The sequence below is a fragment of the Thermodesulfobacteriota bacterium genome (assembly GCA_031082315.1).
Lineage (GTDB): Bacteria > Desulfobacterota > QYQD01 > QYQD01 > QYQD01 > QYQD01.
Map to the genome: position 1 here is coordinate 64,762 of JAVHLC010000006.1, position 18,973 is coordinate 83,734.

Annotated in this window: 24 protein-coding genes; 21 read left to right on the plus strand and 3 right to left on the minus strand. The window is 48.3% G+C overall.

The features are described from left to right. Position 1 precedes the first annotated feature (1 nt). The gene (locus tag RDU59_07005) at positions 2 to 1,522 is read left to right on the plus strand and encodes a response regulator (protein MDQ7838223.1); all 1,521 of its coding nucleotides are present in this window, start codon (positions 2 to 4) and stop codon (positions 1,520 to 1,522) included. A gap of 50 nt (positions 1,523 to 1,572) precedes the next feature. Then, entirely contained in the window at positions 1,573 to 1,965 is a 393-nt protein-coding gene (locus tag RDU59_07010; protein ID MDQ7838224.1) for a response regulator, read from the plus strand. Between the two features lie 66 nt (positions 1,966 to 2,031). On the opposite strand, the gene RDU59_07015 is transcribed toward RDU59_07010, so the two are convergent. Then, positions 2,032 to 2,898 carry a universal stress protein gene (locus tag RDU59_07015; protein MDQ7838225.1) on the minus strand — a complete coding sequence of 289 codons (867 nt, stop codon included), beginning with the start codon at positions 2,896 to 2,898 and terminating at the stop codon, positions 2,032 to 2,034. 628 nt (positions 2,899 to 3,526) lie between these two features. On the opposite strand from RDU59_07015, the gene RDU59_07020 reads away from it, so the two are divergent. From RDU59_07020 to RDU59_07080, 13 genes are all read left to right on the plus strand, one after another. Beyond that, a complete protein-coding gene (locus RDU59_07020) occupies positions 3,527 to 4,306 on the plus strand; it encodes a universal stress protein (GenBank protein MDQ7838226.1) in 780 nt (259 codons plus the stop codon). 85 nt (positions 4,307 to 4,391) lie between these two features. Continuing rightward, positions 4,392 to 5,111, plus strand: a complete 720-nt coding sequence (locus RDU59_07025) for a Na+/H+ antiporter subunit E (protein ID MDQ7838227.1) — start codon at positions 4,392 to 4,394, stop codon at positions 5,109 to 5,111. 40 nt (positions 5,112 to 5,151) lie between these two features. Next, positions 5,152 to 5,604 (plus strand): Na(+)/H(+) antiporter subunit B, encoded by a 453-nt coding sequence (locus RDU59_07030; GenBank protein ID MDQ7838228.1) that lies wholly within the window; start codon positions 5,152 to 5,154, stop codon positions 5,602 to 5,604. A gap of 61 nt (positions 5,605 to 5,665) precedes the next feature. Beyond that, on the plus strand, positions 5,666 to 6,622 hold the full coding sequence (locus RDU59_07035) for a sigma-54 dependent transcriptional regulator (protein ID MDQ7838229.1): 957 nt from the start codon (positions 5,666 to 5,668) through the stop codon (positions 6,620 to 6,622). 39 nt (positions 6,623 to 6,661) lie between these two features. Then, a complete protein-coding gene (locus RDU59_07040) occupies positions 6,662 to 6,937 on the plus strand; it encodes a monovalent cation/H+ antiporter complex subunit F (protein MDQ7838230.1) in 276 nt (91 codons plus the stop codon). A 2-nt stretch (positions 6,938 to 6,939) separates the two neighbouring features. Next, positions 6,940 to 7,302, plus strand: a complete 363-nt coding sequence (gene mnhG, locus RDU59_07045) for a monovalent cation/H(+) antiporter subunit G (GenBank protein MDQ7838231.1) — start codon at positions 6,940 to 6,942, stop codon at positions 7,300 to 7,302. Next, positions 7,299 to 7,544 carry a DUF4040 domain-containing protein gene (locus tag RDU59_07050; GenBank protein MDQ7838232.1) on the plus strand — a complete coding sequence of 82 codons (246 nt, stop codon included), beginning with the start codon at positions 7,299 to 7,301 and terminating at the stop codon, positions 7,542 to 7,544. The genes mnhG and RDU59_07050 overlap by 4 nt, the downstream gene beginning before the upstream one ends. Further along, positions 7,541 to 7,834: a hypothetical protein gene (locus RDU59_07055; protein MDQ7838233.1), complete on the plus strand. Its 294-nt coding sequence runs from the start codon at positions 7,541 to 7,543 to the stop codon at positions 7,832 to 7,834. The genes RDU59_07050 and RDU59_07055 overlap by 4 nt, the downstream gene beginning before the upstream one ends. Then, entirely contained in the window at positions 7,827 to 8,213 is a 387-nt protein-coding gene (locus RDU59_07060; protein MDQ7838234.1) for a cation:proton antiporter subunit C, read from the plus strand. The genes RDU59_07055 and RDU59_07060 overlap by 8 nt, the downstream gene beginning before the upstream one ends. A 1-nt stretch (position 8,214) precedes the next feature. Then, positions 8,215 to 9,720: a monovalent cation/H+ antiporter subunit D family protein gene (locus RDU59_07065; GenBank protein MDQ7838235.1), complete on the plus strand. Its 1,506-nt coding sequence runs from the start codon at positions 8,215 to 8,217 to the stop codon at positions 9,718 to 9,720. Between the two features lie 15 nt (positions 9,721 to 9,735). Continuing rightward, positions 9,736 to 11,229, plus strand: coding sequence for a monovalent cation/H+ antiporter subunit D family protein (locus tag RDU59_07070; GenBank protein ID MDQ7838236.1), 1,494 nt, complete (start codon positions 9,736 to 9,738; stop codon positions 11,227 to 11,229). 4 nt (positions 11,230 to 11,233) lie between these two features. Then, entirely contained in the window at positions 11,234 to 11,443 is a 210-nt protein-coding gene (locus RDU59_07075; protein MDQ7838237.1) for a hypothetical protein, read from the plus strand. Continuing rightward, positions 11,436 to 13,223, plus strand: coding sequence for a Na(+)/H(+) antiporter subunit D (locus RDU59_07080; protein ID MDQ7838238.1), 1,788 nt, complete (start codon positions 11,436 to 11,438; stop codon positions 13,221 to 13,223). The genes RDU59_07075 and RDU59_07080 overlap by 8 nt, the downstream gene beginning before the upstream one ends. A gap of 70 nt (positions 13,224 to 13,293) precedes the next feature. On the opposite strand, the gene RDU59_07085 is transcribed toward RDU59_07080, so the two are convergent. Then, entirely contained in the window at positions 13,294 to 13,659 is a 366-nt protein-coding gene (locus RDU59_07085) for a DUF1992 domain-containing protein (GenBank protein MDQ7838239.1), read from the minus strand. A 233-nt stretch (positions 13,660 to 13,892) separates the two neighbouring features. On the opposite strand from RDU59_07085, the gene RDU59_07090 reads away from it, so the two are divergent. The 6 genes from RDU59_07090 (at position 13,893) to RDU59_07115 (ending at position 16,824) form a co-directional block, all read left to right on the plus strand. Continuing rightward, on the plus strand, positions 13,893 to 14,918 hold the full coding sequence (locus RDU59_07090; GenBank protein MDQ7838240.1) for a DUF4062 domain-containing protein: 1,026 nt from the start codon (positions 13,893 to 13,895) through the stop codon (positions 14,916 to 14,918). Positions 14,919 to 15,037: 119 nt separating this feature from the next. Beyond that, positions 15,038 to 15,253 (plus strand): addiction module protein, encoded by a 216-nt coding sequence (locus RDU59_07095; protein ID MDQ7838241.1) that lies wholly within the window; start codon positions 15,038 to 15,040, stop codon positions 15,251 to 15,253. Next, positions 15,250 to 15,543: a type II toxin-antitoxin system RelE/ParE family toxin gene (locus tag RDU59_07100; protein ID MDQ7838242.1), complete on the plus strand. Its 294-nt coding sequence runs from the start codon at positions 15,250 to 15,252 to the stop codon at positions 15,541 to 15,543. The genes RDU59_07095 and RDU59_07100 overlap by 4 nt, the downstream gene beginning before the upstream one ends. A gap of 126 nt (positions 15,544 to 15,669) precedes the next feature. Further along, on the plus strand, positions 15,670 to 16,020 hold the full coding sequence (locus RDU59_07105) for a nuclear transport factor 2 family protein (GenBank protein ID MDQ7838243.1): 351 nt from the start codon (positions 15,670 to 15,672) through the stop codon (positions 16,018 to 16,020). A 199-nt stretch (positions 16,021 to 16,219) separates the two neighbouring features. Then, entirely contained in the window at positions 16,220 to 16,477 is a 258-nt protein-coding gene (locus RDU59_07110) for a ribbon-helix-helix protein, CopG family (protein ID MDQ7838244.1), read from the plus strand. After that, entirely contained in the window at positions 16,471 to 16,824 is a 354-nt protein-coding gene (locus tag RDU59_07115) for a type II toxin-antitoxin system PemK/MazF family toxin (protein ID MDQ7838245.1), read from the plus strand. The genes RDU59_07110 and RDU59_07115 overlap by 7 nt, the downstream gene beginning before the upstream one ends. A gap of 109 nt (positions 16,825 to 16,933) precedes the next feature. Here the strand turns inward: RDU59_07115 and RDU59_07120 are convergent, their stop codons facing one another. After that, a complete protein-coding gene (locus tag RDU59_07120) occupies positions 16,934 to 18,865 on the minus strand; it encodes a molybdopterin biosynthesis protein (GenBank protein ID MDQ7838246.1) in 1,932 nt (643 codons plus the stop codon). Between the last annotated feature and the right edge of the window lie 108 nt (positions 18,866 to 18,973).

Consider the following 18,973-nt stretch of genomic DNA (forward strand, 5'->3'; position numbering starts at 1 on the left):
GGTGTCAACACTGCTGCTGATTGATGACGAAGAAGGCATAAGGAAGGTTTTATCCCTTTCATTAAGGAAAGACGGGTATCAGGTGCTAACGGCGGAAAATGGCGGGAAAGCTCTGGAAGCGTTCCGTCGTAATCTCCCGCGGGTTGTTTTGACCGATATAAAGATGCCCGGCATGGATGGCATTGAGGTCCTGAAAATAATCAAGCAGATCGAACCTGATACGGAAGTGATAGTTATTACGGGACATGGTGAGCTGGAATTAGCCATCCAGGCCCTCCAGCTTGGGGCTTCTGATTTTATCACCAAACCGGTAAGCGATGAGGCCCTTTCCATTGCCCTTAAAAGGGCCGAGCAGAAGCTGGAGATGAAACGGAGGCTCAAAGAGTACACCCATGACCTGGAAAGTATGGTAAAAGCGGCCACAGATGAGTTGAGGCGGAGATATGAATTTGAGGATAAGCTTATCCAGGCATCTATTGATGGCATAGTGGCTACCAACGAGAAGGGCAGTGTACTAATTTTCAACGAGGGGGCCTCAAGAATATTCGGTTATTCCCGCCTGGAGGCCATAAGGGGAATGGATATAGAGGACCTTTATCCGGCAGAAATCGCTCGGGAGATCAAAGAAGGATTATATGGCAGAAAATACGGAGAAGAACATATTTTCAGGTGGAAAGAAATAAATGTCAAGGCTAAAGATGGTCAGGAGATGCCGGTAAGGTTTTCCGGCGCTATACTGTATGAAAAAGAGGAAGTAGTGGGCAGCGTCGGCTTTTTACAGGATTTAAAAGAGATTAAACGGTTGGAGCAGGACCTGATCGAGTCGGAAAGGCTGGCTGCCATAGGCCAGACCGTGGCCGGCCTGGCCCATTGCGTTAAGAATATCTTATACGGGCTTAAGGGGGGGGTTTATGTGGTAAATACCGCCTTTAAGAGTAATAACCCTGAACAGCTAAAGACCGGCTGGGATATGGTTAACCGTAATATCGGCAAGGTCTCTGATCTGGTTATGGATTTGCTCAATTATTCCAAAGAACGCGAACCCGACTACCAGAGATGTTTTCTAAATGCCATTGCCGGTGAAGTCTGTGACCTTATGGAGCTAGCGGCTCAAGAGGTCGGCGTAAAAATAATTCGTAATTTTGACCAGGCTATTGGAGAGGTAGCTTTAGATCCAAAGGGAATACACCGCTGTGTGCTCAATTTGGTCTCCAACGCCATTGACGCCTGTCATTTCGACCTTGACAGGAAAAAGGATTGCGTTGTAGAAGTAAAGACAGCCCTTGAGGATAAGGATACAGTGGTGATTGAGGTCTCTGACAATGGCTGTGGTATGGATGAGGAGGTCAAGAACAAGATTTTTACCTCTTTTTTTAGTACCAAGAGTGGCGCAGGCACCGGATTAGGACTGCTTGTGACACAGAAGATAATCAAGGAACACGGTGGAACCATCACTGTGGAATCGGAGCCTGGGAAAGGGTCAACTTTTGCCATTCGCCTTCCATTGAGAGAAAACGTCTGATGTATGAAGGCCGGAGGATAGAGTCTTTAAAAAACACAGGAGGATATATTATGGGGAAAAAGGTGCTTGTTGTAGATGATGACGCTGATGTGAGGACATTTGTTACCACTGTTGTTGAGACAAACGGCTATACGCCTATTGTGGCGACAAATGGTGAAGAGGCGATGGCCAAGGTAAGGGGAGATAAACCGGATTTGATAGTTTTGGATGTCCTAATGCCGCGGGAGAGCGGGATCAGGATGTACCGTGAATTGAAAACAGACGATGCGTTAAAGACCATTCCGGTAGTCATCTTATCCGGGATTGCCAAACGGACCTTCCTCCGCTCTCAGGCCGCGCTGACAGAGTTCGGTGGACAGGCCGTGCCTGAGCCGGTGGCCTATCTGGAAAAGCCGGCAGAGCCGGAAGAACTGGCGGGGACAATAAAAAAGATATTAGGCTAGAAGGTAATTATTTTTTTAGAGGGGCCCGGGCACTCAATCATAGAGTATCCGGGCCCTTTTATGTTATTATGGAACGAGGAGGGTGGGTAAATCCAATCTTTCTGCTGCTTCGTGTGAGACACTGCCTAACCACCTTGCTCTCCAGGCGCCTTTTCCGGTTGTCCCGGTGACAATCATAGTGGCGTCGAGCTCGCGGGCCGCAGTTTCTATTTGGTCCACGACTTTTCCTACGTAAAGGTGGGTATCGGCCTCAATCTTGGCCCCTTCAAGGGTCAGGCGAACCTCTTCCAGCCGCTTTTTGCTTTCCTTCTCTATCTTTTGCAGCTCTGTCTTAGAGCGCCCTTCCATATCTTTTTCGGTCAGGATATGTATAATCTCTGCTTTCTTTATTATGTTTTTTAGCCCCAGGAGGTATTCTATCGCCCTGGCACAGGGGGCAGACCAATCTGTGGCCAAGAGGGGCTTCTCGAAGGGGGCCTTATTGATCTTGCCGTCTTTGGTCATGTATTTATGGACCAGGACAGGGACAGTGGTCCTCCGGAGAAGTTCCAGGGTCTGGGAGTCTATATAGAGCCCCTTCATTTTGGCCTTTTTGTGGCGACCGGTGACAACAAGATCTACTTTTTCGACCTCTGCCGTGGACAAGATCTTTGGGACCGGATCACCCACTACGACGTAGGCGCCGCATTCCATGCCCATTTCAAACAGGCTTTCCGCCCAATTGATAAACCGGACATTGGCCATTTCTTTGAGTTTTAGTTCTTCACTCTTAAGATAGCCGGTTCCCCGGCGCATGGCCACCTTTTCTCTCTCTATTACATGTAAAAATACTACGTGATTAAGACCCACCTTGCGAAGATCCATCAGCGACTGAAGGGCATCAAACCACAATTCCTCGAAGTCGGTTACGAAGAGTAGCTTCTTAATTTGCATATTCACACATCCTCCCCTGTAAAGATAAAAAACGTTTTGCATTTTGGCCTACAAACAAGCCGCTTGTCAAGATTTATGTTTATGTTTTCTGAAAATATTTTCGTGCACTGCGTAACTCGATGGTTCGCACCTTGATTTTGATGAATTCGTAAAAATCGTAATTCCCCTCGCCCGGCGAGGGAGAGGGAGTTTACGAGACCTTTTACGAGACCATCATTTTTGGTATTGAGATGGCTCTCTTGGATAAAAGATACATACTGTACAATAAAAACACAGATTACTGTACGATATTTATACAGTAATTTAGTATTTAAAATACAAGGATTATCCAAATAAAGAAAATTATGGTGTATTAAAATTGTACACTAATGTCCGAAGGGTTTATTAGTTCTCAGCATCACAATTAACGGATTTTTGTTAAGAATAACAGCAGGATGAAATAATGGGCTGAGTTGTATCCTGGTTTAGGCATAGAAGTTGCTGTATTTAACAACGCGAGATTAAGCTTAAATTATTTTTATCGGCAGATAAGGGGCCAAACTTAAATATTTACTTTGGCCGGGGCGGGGTATAACTGGATGATGTGGCGCTTAGGGTTATGCTATGAGCCAGAATTCGGAGGATTAATGTGGCATTAGAGAGATTGCTTTATGCGACAAACCTTGGCGAACCCAAGAGTAGTTTATTGGAGTCGCTGCTGGAGACCACAAAGGTGGGGCTGCGAGAGGTGGTGTTCCTCCATGCCGGAGGAAAAATTATGGCCGAACGCTATTCCCAGGAGTGGCAACCGCGGTTGTCCGGCTCGGGGGCTAAGGTTTGGGCCCATGGGGAAGAAGGGAATCTTGTTGCTTCCATCTTAAGAGCGGCCGCTGGTAATAGTTTTTCGCTTGTGGCGGCAGAGTTTAGCAGTGATGGCACAAGAGCGGTTTCCAGGCGTGACAGCAGGCGTCTCGTTAAAGGTCTGACCGTACCCGTTTTGATAGCCAGGCGAGCGAGGGAAATGGCGCAGCCTCCGGCTGCGGGGGTCTTTGATCACCTGGTTTTTGCCACTGACTGGTCGCCGGCCTCAGAGCGGGCGGCCTCTTTTATCCAGGGACTTAACGGCCTGGCGAAGGAAATGGATATCGTGAATGTTATTCAAAAGAAGCTGACCGTGGGTGAGATGCGGGGGCTTAAGAAAAAGCTCCAGGACACACGCCGGATATTTTCTTCTCAGGGGATAGACGCGGAATTTCATATCTACGCCGGCCGGACGGCTGAGGAGATTATGCTGGCGGCACGGGATTATCATGCCACGCTGATCGTCATGGGAAACAGCCGGAAGGCCGCTGTACGGAAGATCTTCCCGGGCCGGACGGTATATAAGGTAGCAGAGGAAACGACGGTACCGGCATTATTTATTCCTTAGATTTAACCACAGACAGAGCATAGCGCTATGTTCTCCGTGATTAAGTTTTTGACAATACGTTAGGACAAACAAAGGAGTAAAAGGCATGGAAGTGACGGTCTTAATACAGGCTACAGACGAGGCCTTTAAGATCATAGAAGAGGCCAGAAATCGTGCCTTGGACGTACTCAATACCTCGGTTAGATTTACGGCCGAGGCCAAGGTCCTTGAGGAGAAGAAGGTACAGGACATCTTTAAGGGGGCGGAGCGGACAAAATCCGAGGTCCTGAGCTTTCTGGCCACCTTTGCCTTGTTGTTCTTTCCCTTCTGGATGCCGCTTTCCGGGTTCTTTGATGTCTTCCACCTCAGCATCGGGGTGGGTTGCTGTGCCTTGGTGGCCTATATATCCCACGACCTCCTCTTTGTTAATGTCCGGGTGGGGGATATGCGCACGATAGTAAAGAGGTTTTTCGCCTATATCCCCTGGTTGCTATACCAGATCTATCTGGCCAGCGTCCACGTAATCAAGATTGTTTTGAAGCCCAAGATGCCTATAGATCCCCGGATAATAAGGTTTAAGACAAAATTGCAAACCGATATCTCGATGGTAACCTTTGCCAACTCCATAACCCTTACCCCGGGTACTATCACCGTAGAGATAAAGGACGGCGAGTACTACGTGCATGCTATCGATGAAGAGGTGGCCTATGACCTTCTCTACGGCGGTGAGATGGAGGACAGGGTGGCCCATGTCTATATGGAGGCGGAGCATGTCTATGTCCAGGATGTATTGGATGTGGCCCGTATATATGGGGCTTTGAGATAAAGATGGAAACGATGTGACTTAAGCAGGAGGCGGTAGAGAAATGATAATAACCTACGAGGATATAATTATAAGGACCCTTACCCGGGTGCTGGCGCCGTTTTTACAGCTCTATGCCCTCTATGTTATTGCCCATGGGCACTACAGTCCGGGCGGCGGATTCCAGGGAGGCGTTATACTCGCGGCCAGTTTTATCCTGATGGTCATTTCTTTCGGGCTGGATATGGCCAGGAGGCGGTTGTCTGAAAAGGTCGATATCATATTCCTCTGTCTCGGACTTTTAATTTATTCAGGGACCGGGGCCTTATGCCTGGCCCTGGGCGGAAATTTTCTGGATTATAGAGAGCTGACAAAAATCCTGCCCGTAACCATAGCGAGAGCCAGGGCCCTCGGTATTCTGTTTGTGGAGACAGGCGTCGGCTTTGGCGTCATGGCCGTTATGACCTCTTTGGTCTATGATATTTCCACCGGCGGGTTGCCGCCTGAACGCAGGTAATAACAGGTAATAAATAGAACACCGGGAAGAGCAAGGGCGGAAAGGCACAGGGAAGGGCATCTTGGAGATTGAAGACATCCAGAAACAATCTATAAAAATGCAGCAAGTCTATAACATGATCTTAAATCTTGCTCCAACGGATGTTACTGTTCTGATCCAGGGAGAAGATGGGACAGAAAAGGAATGGGTGGCTGAGGCTATCCATGCCCATAGTTCCCGGAGAGACAAGGCATTCGTGGTTATTAATTGTGCCGCTTATCCGCGTTCCTTATTGGATGACGAACTATTTGGCTATGAAAAACGTATAAGTAAGGGCGCTTCACATCACAAAAAAGGGCGATTGGAAAGGGCCGATGGCGGCACCGCCTTCTTAAATGATATTGACGAGGTACTCCCCTTATCTCAGGTCAAACTTCTAAAATTTCTGGAAACGATGGAATTTGAAAGGCCGGGGGGACGGGGGAAGGTACGGGTAAATGTACGTATGATAACGGCCGCGGATAAGGATCTAAAAGAGGAAGTGGAGAAGGGGACATTTAATGAAGAGCTGTACTACCGCCTCAGCATTATAAATATATATATCCCGCCCCTGAGACAGAGAAAAGAAGACATACCTTTCTGGGTTGAATATTTTATGGAGCGGTTATCCGGTGAGGGTAAAGGTGTCATCAAAAAGATTACCCCCAAGGCCATGCAGTTTTTGATGGATTATTCCTGGCCCGGCAATGTCAAGGAGTTGGAGAACACCATCCAGTATGCTTATCTCACGACGCGAGACGAGCTTATTGACCAGGATGATCTCATCCCCAGACTGCGGAATGAAGTGACCAGAGAAGAGGGGAAGGGGGTAATCTCATTCGAGGATAACGAGAAAAGATTTCTGCTGAAGATGTTGAGGGAAGAAAACTGGAACAAGCTCCAGGTGGCCAAAAAACTCAAGATCAGCCGAAGTACCCTATATGCCAAGCTAAAGAAATACAATCTGGTAAGCAAACCCTCGTCAGTAGCAGAGGTGTGAGGGTAAATACAAAAACGTAATGTTCTACGGGGTGTCACTATGATCGATATGCAGCGATTCTTTATGGGCGTGAGCATTGCATTATTGTTTCTGGCATTCCTTTGCCTCTACCGGGCTATCTGGGGGCCCCTTATAACGAACCGGATAGTAGGCGTGGGGGCCATCGGAACCAAGACCCTGATTGTTTTGCTCCTTATGGGTCTCATATACGACCGGCTGGATATGTTCGTGGATATCAGTATTGTTTATGCGCTTCTGAACTTTATCGGCACCCTGGCTGCGTCCAAGTATCTTGAAATGATGGGAGAGGTTTGAGAATGGATACCATGACCATAGGATCGATACTGACCGCGATTTTTCTTTTGTTGGGTTTGCTTTTCTTCACCGGGGGCACCATCGGGCTCTTACGCCTGCCTGACTTCTATTGCCGTATGCATGCCACGGGCAAGAGTGATACCCTGGCAGTTCTCTTATGCCTCGTCGGTCTAGCCATCTACAATGCTTTTGCGGGCAACTTTGCGCTACCCTATATCCTGGTGAGCATAAAGATTATCTTTATCGCTATCTTCTGGTTTCTGGCCGGCCCCGTATCCACCCATGCCCTATATAGAGCCGCCTTTAGATGTGGTGTCAAGCCCTGGACCTTGGATAATCAGTTTAAGGAGGTAGATAAAGAATGATAGTCCCACTGGATATTATACTGCTTGTCTTTGTGGTAATAACCGGTATTGCGGCCCTACAGATAAAAGATCTTTTGGGCGCTACGATTATCCTCGGGTCCTTCAGCTTCTTCATGTGCCTTATTTACACGGAGATGGGGGCGGTGGATGTGGCCTTTACCGAGGCCTGCGTGGGGGCTGGTGTGGGCACCGTCCTGTTTATCGCCGCAGTCCATAAGACGAAAAGGAGGGCGAAAGATTGAAAGCGTTTGCTTTGCTCACGGTAATCATAACCGGTGTCATGCTCGTATACGGGGCAGAGGATTTTCCCAGGTGGGGCGACCCGGATCAGCCGGGCAGCGTGCACGTTTCGCCCCGTTATACCCAGGGTGCATACATAGAGACGGGGACTCCGAATATAGTTACGACGGTGGTTGCTGATTACCGGGGCTATGACACCATGGGGGAGACCACGGTTATCTATACGGCCGGGATGGCCTGTATCCTGATGTTACGGAAGAAAAAGAGGGGCGGGGGAGAAAACAATGCTTGAGTACATCATCAGTAAATATAACTACTGGGTCTATATCTTTCTGATGATGCTTGGCCTCTACGGCATGATCGGGAAGAGGAATCTGGTAAAAAAACTTATAGGTATGAATATCTTTCAGGTGGCGATAATCCTCTTTTATATTTCTATCGGGTCCAAGGTGGGGGGCGACATCCCTATACTGACCGCGGAGGACCTCCACGGTATGGCCGATCCCGGTAAGTACCTGAACCCAATACCCCACGTCCTGATGCTTACCGCCATCGTGGTGGGTATCGCCACAACCGGAGTGGCCCTGGCCATAATAATCATGATTTATAACCGGTATAAGACCCTGGCTGAGGATGAGATATTAGAGATTCGTAAGAAAACTGGAGCCTGAGATGAGCTACGGATACGAACAATGCATCGTATTAATTGTAACCGTCCCGCTAATCACCTCTTTTCTTGTGGTGCTACTAGGGTGGTTTAAGAGGTGGCTATGTTACCCGTTAGTCCTGGCTGCCTTAGGGGTATCTTTTCTATGCTCCCTGGGCATTTTGGACCTGGTTATGGAGAGAGGGACGATTCACTACTGGCAAGGGGGCTGGGAGCCGCCCTGGGGCATCGAGTACGTGGTAGATCACCTCAACGCCTTTATGCTGGTGATGCTGACGTTCATTGGCCTTATGGTAGCCATCTACTCAAAAAAGAGTATCGAGCGGGAAATTCCTGAAAAGTTAGTCCCATACTACAGTATCTTCCTGCTCATGGTGACCGGCCTCATTGGCATCACGGTCACCGGAGACCTCTTTAACGCCTTTGTCTTTCTGGAGATTGCATCCCTCACTGCCTATGCCCTCATAGCCGTGGGTGAAGACGGGGCGCCTATGGCGGCATTCAACTATGTAATCATGGGCACCATAGGGGCCTGTTTTTACTATCTGGGGATCGGCTACGTGTACATTGCGACCGGTTCGCTGAACATGGCCGATTTGTCCCAGCTATTACCCGCCCTATATCATAACAAGGCGGTGCTGGTCGGCTTTGCCTTGTTTACGGTGGGAATCGCTGTCAAAATGGGTCTCTTCCCGTTGCATGTGTGGCTTCCGGATGCATATACCTATGCGCCTTCTGCCACCAGCGCGGTTATCGCCCCCCTGTTCACCAAGGTTATGGCCTATCTCATGGTCCGGATTTTCTTTACGTTGTTTAAACCGCACTTTTCCATAGACCTGATCCCAATAACTCAGATCCTGACCTGGGTGGCGGCTGGCGGCATTATCGCCGGTTCGATCCTGGCCATCGCCCAGACCGATTTGAAAAGGATGCTGGCCTATTCTTCCATAGCGAACATCGGGTATATCGTGCTGGGTATCGGGCTGGCCAACCGGATGGGGCTTACCGGCGGCTTACTGCACATTTTGAACCATGCCTTTATGAAAGGGACCCTGTTCCTGGTGGCCGGCGGAATAATGTACAAGATGGGTATGCGGGATATTACGCAGTTTCGGGGACTGCATAAAAAGATGCCCTTTACCATGGCTGCCTTTACCATCGCCGCCCTCTCCATGATAGGCATACCGCCTACTGGTGGGTTCTTTAGCAAGTTTTATCTCGTCTTAGGCGCGATCGATGCAAGACAGTGGGCCTTTATAGTGGTTCTGTTGGCTAGCAGTCTGTTAAACGCCGTTTACTTCTTTCGGGTTATAGAGAATATCTACCTGGAACCACCGGTGACTGCCTATGCCACCGACGGCGGGACACACGAGGAGATAAAGCGGGATGAGCTTCCTTTAAGTATGCTTGTCCCCATCCTTATTATGGCGGCTGGAGTAGTCTTGTTAGGTATCTTTAATGAACGCATTATCGCCTTTATCATTCGCTTTGCGGTTCCGGCAAGCTTTTAACCGGGAGGAGACAGGATGGAAATCGTATATTCAATAAAGCCGCTACTTGCTGTTCTGGTATCACTTATTGCTGCCCCGCTGATCCTTCTTACGGGAGAAAAGCACAAGAATGTCCGGGAATTTTGGACGATTCTGGCGGCACTCATCAAATTCTCCGTGGTGGTCTCCATGATTCCACTGATTACCGATGGAAAGATCATAGAGTACACAATTCTACCCATAATTCCCGGTGTCCCCTTGCAGCTAAGAGTGGAGCCCTTCGGGATGATTTTTGCCCTTCTGTCTTCTACCCTGTGGATTGCTACTTCCTTCTATTCCATAGGCTACATGCGGGGGCTGAATGAGCACGCCCAGACGCGTTACTTCTTTGGCTTTGCCATGTGCATGTCTGCCGCTATTGGTATTGCGTTTTCCGCCAATCTGTTGACTCTGTTTGTCTTCTACGAGATTCTTACGATCTCCACCTGGCCACTGGTGGTTCATAAAGAGACCCAGGAGGCCGTCATGGGCGGTCGAAAGTACCTCTTCTATACCCTGACCGCCGGCACTCTGATACTGTTTTCAACAGCGATGCTCTACAACCTGACCGGGACCCTGGATTTTCGGGCGGGCGGCTTTCTGGCCGGACATGGGTCACCTGCCATACAGACTTTACTCCTGATAACCCTTATTCTCGGGTTCGGGGTGAAGGGCGGGATCATGCCTATGCATGAATGGCTGCCCACAGCCATGGTCGCCCCCACACCGGTCAGCGCCCTCCTCCATGCCGTGGCCGTGGTGAAAGCCGGTGTCTTTGGATGTCTCCGGGTTATCCTTTTTATCTTTGGCCCCAAGCTCCTCGGTGATCTGGGATTGTGGTTGCCCCTGGCCTATTTTGTTTCCTTCACCATACTTGCTGCCGGATTGTTGGCTTTAGGGCAGGATCATCTCAAGCGGCGACTGGCATTTTCGACGATAAACTGCCTCTCTATTATGGTGTTGGGAGCCGCTTTATTATCGAAGAGCAGTATTACCGGTGGGATACTGCATATGGCTTTCCATGGTTTTATGAAAATCACCCTCTTTTTCTGTGCCGGGGCCATATATGTCAAAACCCATAAGGAATACGTTAGTCAACTGGATGGCCTGGGCAGGCAGATGCCGCTTACCTTCGCTGCCTTTACTATAGGCGCTATGGGCCTCGCAGGGGTTCCGCCGGTAAATGGCTTCATAAGTAAATGGTACCTTTGTCTAGGGGCCATGGAGTCCAAAGAAATAGTCTTTCTCTTTATACTGCTGACCAGTGCCTTGCTGGACGTGGCCTTCTTTTTCCCCATTATTTATAAGGCCTTCTTCAAGAAGCCCTTAGATGATGTCAAACCGCATTTTGACGAGGCTCCGATGTTTATGGTCGTCCCGCTTGTGGTTACCGCCGTCATGGCGGTGATCCTGGGGGTTTATCCGGATGCCTTTTTCAGATTCTTTAACATAACTGCCTTGGCTGTGAATAACATTCTGGGGGTAAGTTAATATTATGAAGACCTTCAAGTACATTTTTTTCGGCTCGATTGCCCTGAGCTGTCTGCTGGGGCTGGTTTTTACCAATCCACATCCCCATTTCTGGTGGCAAAAGATACCGGTGTTTGATGCGGTCTTTGGATTCATCGGATGCATCGTCATCATCGTTGTCTCCAAGGCGCTCGGTCATGGCTGGCTGCAGAAGAAGGAGGGTTATTATGATTGATATAGTTCCTCCAGCCTTCATATATATCGTCGGGGCGTTCCTCATTCCCCTGTTAGGGAACAGGCTCAGGCTTTTGAAACAGGCCTTTTTGCTCCTGATCCCGGCCATTGCATTCTGGGATCTTCTCAACATGCCCCAGGGCACCTACTGGATTTATCAATTCCTGGGATATGAGCTTATCTTAGGCCGCGTTGACAAACTGAGCATGGTATTCGGCTACATCTTTGTCATCATGTCATTCCTGGGGATGGTCTATGCGATCCACATAAAAGAAGACGGGCAGCACGTGGCGGCATTTCTGTATATGGGGAGTACGCTTGGGGTGGTCTTTACCGGAGATCTTTTCACCCTGTTCGTTTTCTGGGAGATTATGGCCGGGGCCTCTGTTTTTCTGGTCTGGTACAGGCGGGAACAGGCGGCCCTCGACGCCGGATTCAGATACGTTTTTGTGCACCTGGCTGGCGGTGCGATTCTGTTGGCCGGTATTGTCATGCACGTGGTCGAGACGGGATCAACGGCCTTTTCACTGCTGAAGTCCGATACACTGGCTTCAAATTTCATCCTTTTCGGTTTCTTGCTCAATGCCGCGGTGCCTCCACTCCATGCCTGGCTGGCGGATGCCTATCCGGAGGGGACAGTGACCGGCAGCGTATTCATGACTGCCTTTACCACGAAAAGCGCCGTATACGTACTGGCGCGAGGATTTGCCGGAACCGAGCTTCTGATATGGCTTGGGGCGATCATGGCCCTCTATGGTGTGGTTTACGCGGTTCTCGAGAATGATATCCGAAGGCTTCTTGCCTACCACATTATCAGTCAGGTCGGATATATGGTCTGTGGCGTCGGTTTGGGAAGTGAATTAGCCATAAATGGTGCAAGTGCCCATGCCTTCTGTCACATTCTTTACAAGGCATTACTTTTCATGGGTACCGGCGCGGTGATTTACGTGACGGGACGGCGTAAGATGACCGAATTACAGGGTAGAAACCTGTACCGGATGATGCCCATTACCGTCACACTCTATATGATTGGCGCCTTTTCCATCTCGGCCGTACCCTTATTCAATGGTTTTGTCAGCAAGACCATGGTCATAGCCGCTGCCGGCATGCTGAACCGACCGGCTATCGAACTTATGCTTCACCTTGCCTCTATAGGGACATTCCTCCATACGGGTCTGAAGCTTCCCTGGGGTACCTGGTTTGGCAAGCCTACCGGGCAGGAGGACAAAATAGAGGCTAAAGAACCGCCACTGAACATGCTGGTAGCGATGGGGCTGACGGCATTTTTATGCATACTCACTGGCGTCTATCCCCAGGTACTGTATAATATCCTTCCTTATCCGGTTGATTTCCATCCTTATACTGCGGATAAGGTCGTAGCCGCGATGCAGATGCTGTTACTGACAGCCGCTGCTTTCTGGCTCTACATAGACAAGCTGGGGGGAGAACCAACGGTCAGCATGGATACGGATTGGTTTTATAGAATGTTTGGCCGTGGCGTTGCGTGGTTCTGTGAAAAGCCGCTGAACGCATTACGCTCAGGAGTGCAAGCTTTTCTTACCAGTGATGTGAAGGGTTTCGCACTTCTTGCCAAAAACCCGTATCGAGCGGGCCGACTTATTGCTTCCTACTTCCGTGGCGACCCCAAGGATAAATATCAGGCGGTCCGAAACGAGCCATATAATGTGAATACTTACAGGATACCTATCGGCGTATCGGCCGGTGTGGCCACCATATTCCTGTTTCTCCTTACCCTGATCTATTTCGCCGTCGGGGGATGAGATTGGCCTTTTGTGAGGGGGCTGAGAATCATTCATTTTCATCCGGAAAGCCTGGCTTTCCGGATGAAAATTACTTCATCTTGTCGATTAGTTTTTCGTAATAAATCTGGTTTTCTTCAAAATTCACAGGTCGCTTCTGCATGACGTTGAGCTTCATGACCAGGAAATTCAGTTTCTTCATCTGCCGGTATTTTTCCTTTTCATCGGTGAGCCCGGATAACAGGTCCTGGGCAGCCCGGATATCCTTCTTCAACTGCAGTTCCGGTGGGATACAATCGGCATTTTTTAAAATTTTATAGACCAGGCGCAGATCTTCAGGGACGTGGCTATCGTCTTCGAAGACCAGGGGTTTCCCTTTGCCGGGCAGATTGTCAAACTCGCCCTTTTCAATGGCTTCCCTGATTATATTTTCTATAATACGCTGAGGGTAGATCATAGGACAACCTTTATACTAAAAAATAGCAGCAAATTTCAGTAGCCGCAACATAAATTATTCCTTAAAAAACCAGTCTTGTTTTTTTGGCTTTTCGACCCTATCTCTCTAATATTTAAATAGTTCTTTTCTTATTGTGTTATCCAGCAAATTCTTATACGATTACCTCTAAATGCAGATATCGACGAGAAAAGGCGAGTCGATATATATAATGTTAGCTTATGAGGTACACACAAATGGAAAGGAAATACCAAGTTTTTGTCAGTTCAACCTATGAAGACCTAAAGTACGAGAGAGAACAAGTGGTAAGGGCGGTTCTCGAAATGGGCCATATACCAGTTGGTATGGAAATGTTCAGCGCAGCTGATGAAGAGCAGTGGAAAATAATCCAGCGCCAGATAGAAGCCTCTGATTACTATATCGCAGTAGTTGCTCATAGGTATGGCTCAGTCACTTCAGAGGGAATTAGTTACACAGAAAAGGAGTATGACTATGCTGCAAGCGTAGGTGTACCTGTGCTTGGGTTTGTTTTGGACGAAAAAGCTCCATGGCCTTCTGACAAGATGGAGTCAGCCACCAAGTCGAAGAGATCGATTGAGAAATTTCGGTCAAAAGTACAAAGCCGGTTGGTTAATTTCTGGATCAATAAAGAAGATCTGCACGCGAAGGTTTCAATCTCGTTAATGAAGGCTATTAACACGAATCCAAGAGTAGGGTGGGTTAAGGCATCAGAAACCACAGGCCCTGAGGTGATCAGAGAATTAACCAGGTTAAGTGGGGAGAATTCTTCCCTCAGGATTGAGTTAGAAGTATTGAAACGACAAAGGGATGAAAAGGTGGATGAAGTACGGCAAGTATCACAAATACTTCTAAATAACTCATTCAAGATCAATGTAAGAAAGACCGTTGACTGGAAATCCTCCGAGCGTTACGAAACTACGCTGTTCGATATATTTTCGGCGGTGGCCCCTAACCTGTTGGATGAGAATTCTGCTTTGGGAATGGCACAAAATATGGCTCTGGCGCTTGCCGGCATCGGTTATTATAGCAAGTGGCCTATTGGGAAAAACATAGTTTCGGAGCGAACAGCGGACCTTGCCGCTTTGGACCTTATCGAACCCTCTAGAAAGAAACATTCCGTGCATGACAAAGAAGCCTATTGGACTCTTACAAAGTTAGGCAGGCAGGTCCTTAAGTTGTCCAGGCGCATTATATTGGAAAAGGGGTTAGCTTCTGAAAAATCTCCTGCTAATGAATCATAGTGAGCGAACGGGGAGGGCGAGCGTGTGTACCGGGCATGGCACAGGGCTATCGGGGTGAAGGAGTAGGGGAATCGTGAGGCTCCTCCCTATCCCGATTAGCACCGAAAAGGAGGAATACTATGAAGTCAGTAGATCAACTAGCGAAGAAAGCTATAGGACTTAAGCCGACAGAACGAATCCGGTTAGTTGAGGCCATTTTATACAGCCTTGACAAGCCTGATCCGGAAATCGAAAAAAGCTGGATAGCTGAATCGGAGGCTCGGTATAAGGCTTATAAACGAGGAGAGCTTGAGGCAATTGATTGGGAAGAAATCAAAAAGAGGTATGACCGTTGAAGATTCGGCTGATATCCCCCGCTAATCTTGAGTTGGATGAGGCTGTGCGGTACTACGACCACCAATTACCTGGGTTGGGTTTTCGTTTTTTCCAGGAAACATCAGCAGCTACCGAGCGTATTAGACTTATGCCAGAAGCATGGACGAAAGTAGGCCAGCGAACACGACGTTGCATATTAAAAGGTTTCCCCTATGCTCTTCTTTACGTGATAGAAAAAGAGGAAATTTTAATCACGGCGGTGGCGCATCTTCACAGAGAACCGGAACACTACAAAGATAGAATCATGTAAATCTGTTAACAAACGGCGCCACCGGATCGCAGATAAATCCGGTTTCCAGCGAGCAGGATGTGGGGCCGCCGGTAAAAAAAGTAACAAGAACTTATTCGATTAACTGCAACCCATCTTCGCGGGCAAATGGAAATTAACGCAAAAAAATTTGCAAATGAATGGATCGAATCATGGAATTCTCACGATCTCGATAGAATTTTATCGCACTATAGTGATAGCTTTGAAATTACCACTCCTATGATTAAAGTTGCATTGGGTATAGAAACCGGGACATTGAAAGGAAAGGAGAAAATTAGAAATTACTGGGAAGCAGCATTCAAGAAAGTCCCGGGTCTACACTTTGAATTGAAAGAAGTAACAGAAGGTGTCGGATCTATAGCTGTTTACTATAAATCAGTTCTTGGAAAAATGGCTATAGAAGTAATGTTCTTTAATGAAGAAGGCAAAGTAAACAAAGTAATAGTACATTACACTTAATTTTGTTTACAGGCGCGCTTTGTGTTAGGCGGCATCCGTAATGACGTTGCGCAAACCGGGGGTGTTGCATGTCGAGAGATTCACTGGCAGCCGCTGATGCTTGGCGTTAGCAGTCAAAACTTTCATTCCGCCATTAAGTATTGACAACGGTATAAACTGATTGCATAATACAATTACAAAACGATGCATGAGGTGAAATATGTCTGGAGTCAAAACCGCTATATCGTTGGATGAAGAATTATTTGACAAGGTCAACAAGCTGGCGCATAAACTACATGTTTCACGTAGCCGGCTGTTTACCATCGCGGTGAGGGATTATTTGAAAAAAGAAGAAAACCGAACACTGCTTGCCCAACTGAATGATGCATACAGTGACCACCCAGATGATGAAGAAAGAAAAATTTCTACATCTATGAAAGCTAAACACCGCAAAATCATAGGGCAAGAGACATGGTAATCGGACAAGGTGAAATCTATTGGGTTGACCTTGGTCAGCCATCAGGGTCTGAGCCGGGCTATCGGCATCCTCACGTAGTTATTCAAAACAATTTATTTAACGCGAGCAAAATTAATACGGTAGTAATTTGTGCTCTTACCTCAAACATCAAAAGAGCTCAGGCGCCGGGCAACGTTTTACTGAATAAAGGTGAAGCCAACCTTCCTAAAAAAAGTGTCGTGAATATTTCGCAAATTTACACTGTTAATAAAAACGACTTGGTTGAAAAAATTGGTAAGGTTTCAGAAAAAAGATTTAACGAAATTCTTAAAGGCATAAAACTGCTCACCGAGCCGAGAGAAGTTTAACCATCAAAATGCCCTTGTCAAAAAACTGCTGACAAGGGCATTAAGCTGACATCTTGGCCCGCGGCCTTGTTCCCTCGCTTCGCTCGGCTGCACCTTATACCTTTCGTTATTATGACGTCCAGATAAGCTCACCGGTTCGGCTCGTATCATAACCGCCCAACTGTTCAACGATTTCCTTAAACTCAGGCGACATGATAACTGCCATGAGTGCACGGATCCTTTCATCATCCCAAAATATAGCCGGTATGACCAGATCGTAACGCTCCTTAACTACCGAAATAAAATCTAACCCCAGCGCCCTGGCCGCAGCATATATGCCCAGGCCGACATCAGCGCTGCCGCTTAAGACATCCACGGCTACCGACATGTGGGTGTATTCTTCCCTTTCATAGCCGTTTATTTCAGCAGGAGAGACACCCAGCTTCTTGAGCTGGAAGTCAAGCAGGATGCGGGTGCCGGAGCCTGCCTGCCGGTTGATAAAGCCGATGTCTTTACGCCTGAGATCGTGAATAGACTGGATACCTTTGGGGTTCCCCTTAGGGACTATCAATCCCTGCTCTCGATAGACCAGATTTACCAATTTTACCGGAACATCAGGGATTATTTTTTTGATATATGGGATGTTATATTCCCCTGTCTCCGGGTCAAAGAGATGTGAGCCGGCCATGTGGGCCATGCCCTTACCGATGGCCAGCAGCCCGCCGGTGCTGCCTACATGGCTGGAGGACAGGCTTAACCGGGGCGTCCTTTTTTTGATCTCGTTGGCTAACACGTCTATGGTGAGGTCGTGGCTTCCGATGATGACCAGGGTATTCGCGATTTCACGGGCTTCTCTTAGAAGTTCTATCTCCACTTTTTCATCGGCGTTTATTCCCTCGGAAAGATGTGGTACGCGCAGTATGCCGTCGGCCCTGGTTAGGGTAGTAATTGATCCGGCGCCGCGGGGCAGGGGAGTGGCAATGGTTGTATCGCCTACGCGACCTACATTGACCCTGAGAAATTCCTCCATGCCCAGCTTGGAAGGGATCTTGCGTGCCGGTCTGGCCGTAATACGGGGGCGTTCCGGTGGCGGGATACCCAGCATTTTATAAAGAATGGGACGGACAAACTGGTCGAAGGAGATGACCGCCGATACCGGGTAGCCTGGATTTCCTATGACCGGTTTGCCGGCGATGATGCCTAATATCGTAGGCTTCCCGGGCATAATAGTTACTCCGTGAACCAGGACCCGGCCCAATTCTTTTATGACTGTATAGGTATAATCTTCTGAGCCGGCCGAGGAGCCGGCATTAATTATTATGCAGTCATAATCAGCAGCGCAGGCCTTTTGTACGGCGCCTTTGATGCGATCATAATCATCGGATATTATCTCGTGCCGGATGGGGATGGCCCCGCATTCTTTCACCAGACCGGCCAGGATATGCGAATTATATTCAATGATCTTTCCCTGCCGCGGGGCATCACCGGTAATGTCTTCGGCGGCTATGAGCTCGCTGCCGGTAGGGATGATAACTACGCGCGGTTTTTTCTTTACCGAAAGCGTAAATATCCCCCCGGCCAGGAGTGCGCCGATGTCAAACGGTGTTATACGGTGGTTTTGGGGAAGTATCAGCTCGGTGGCCACGATGTCCTCGCCTACCTTGCGCACATATTTCCAGGGATGGGCCGGGGCCTGTATCTCCACAGTTTTTTCGTCTATCTGGTGGACCTCTTCAATCATGATAACGGCATTGGTCCCGGGTGGCAGGATATGGCCGGTGTTGACAAAGAAGGTGTCCTTGCCGATGGTCAGTTGTTTGGGGTTTCCTTCGGAGGCGCCGTAGGTATCTTCAGCCAGAACGGCTATACCATCCATGGCTGCGGAGTGAAAGGACGGGGAAGAAAAACGGGCATACACAGCTTCGGCGGTAATTCTGTCCAGGGCCTCAGCCGCAGGAATCTTTTCACTCTTGAGTATAGGCGTATAATCAAGGGCATTGAAGAATATCTCCTGGGCCTCGGCCAGGGTCTTCATTTCCAGATAAATTTTTCGCAATCCCACGACCTCCTGATTATTCAGAAATAATTATTAAATTTTTCACCGCAAAGACGCAAAATACGCAGAGAAAAAATGTATTAAGCCCAAAATGCCAAAACACTAAGCCAGTGG

What these genes read in the sequence shown, in the direction of transcription:
- RDU59_07010 (MDQ7838224.1), top strand. Translation starts at nt 1,573, where the DNA reads ATGGGGAAAAAGGTGCTTGTTGTAGATGATGACGCTGATGTGAGGACA.
- RDU59_07015 (MDQ7838225.1), bottom strand. Translation starts at nt 2,898, where the DNA reads ATGCAAATTAAGAAGCTACTCTTCGTAACCGACTTCGAGGAATTGTGG.
- RDU59_07025 (MDQ7838227.1), top strand. Translation starts at nt 4,392, where the DNA reads ATGGAAGTGACGGTCTTAATACAGGCTACAGACGAGGCCTTTAAGATC.
- RDU59_07030 (MDQ7838228.1), top strand. Translation starts at nt 5,152, where the DNA reads ATGATAATAACCTACGAGGATATAATTATAAGGACCCTTACCCGGGTG.
- RDU59_07040 (MDQ7838230.1), top strand. Translation starts at nt 6,662, where the DNA reads ATGATCGATATGCAGCGATTCTTTATGGGCGTGAGCATTGCATTATTG.
- mnhG (MDQ7838231.1), top strand. Translation starts at nt 6,940, where the DNA reads ATGGATACCATGACCATAGGATCGATACTGACCGCGATTTTTCTTTTG.
- RDU59_07050 (MDQ7838232.1), top strand. Translation starts at nt 7,299, where the DNA reads ATGATAGTCCCACTGGATATTATACTGCTTGTCTTTGTGGTAATAACC.
- RDU59_07060 (MDQ7838234.1), top strand. Translation starts at nt 7,827, where the DNA reads ATGCTTGAGTACATCATCAGTAAATATAACTACTGGGTCTATATCTTT.
- RDU59_07065 (MDQ7838235.1), top strand. Translation starts at nt 8,215, where the DNA reads ATGAGCTACGGATACGAACAATGCATCGTATTAATTGTAACCGTCCCG.
- RDU59_07070 (MDQ7838236.1), top strand. Translation starts at nt 9,736, where the DNA reads ATGGAAATCGTATATTCAATAAAGCCGCTACTTGCTGTTCTGGTATCA.
- RDU59_07075 (MDQ7838237.1), top strand. Translation starts at nt 11,234, where the DNA reads ATGAAGACCTTCAAGTACATTTTTTTCGGCTCGATTGCCCTGAGCTGT.
- RDU59_07080 (MDQ7838238.1), top strand. Translation starts at nt 11,436, where the DNA reads ATGATTGATATAGTTCCTCCAGCCTTCATATATATCGTCGGGGCGTTC.
- RDU59_07085 (MDQ7838239.1), bottom strand. Translation starts at nt 13,659, where the DNA reads ATGATCTACCCTCAGCGTATTATAGAAAATATAATCAGGGAAGCCATT.
- RDU59_07090 (MDQ7838240.1), top strand. Translation starts at nt 13,893, where the DNA reads ATGGAAAGGAAATACCAAGTTTTTGTCAGTTCAACCTATGAAGACCTA.
- RDU59_07095 (MDQ7838241.1), top strand. Translation starts at nt 15,038, where the DNA reads ATGAAGTCAGTAGATCAACTAGCGAAGAAAGCTATAGGACTTAAGCCG.
- RDU59_07105 (MDQ7838243.1), top strand. Translation starts at nt 15,670, where the DNA reads ATGGAAATTAACGCAAAAAAATTTGCAAATGAATGGATCGAATCATGG.
- RDU59_07110 (MDQ7838244.1), top strand. Translation starts at nt 16,220, where the DNA reads ATGTCTGGAGTCAAAACCGCTATATCGTTGGATGAAGAATTATTTGAC.
- RDU59_07115 (MDQ7838245.1), top strand. Translation starts at nt 16,471, where the DNA reads ATGGTAATCGGACAAGGTGAAATCTATTGGGTTGACCTTGGTCAGCCA.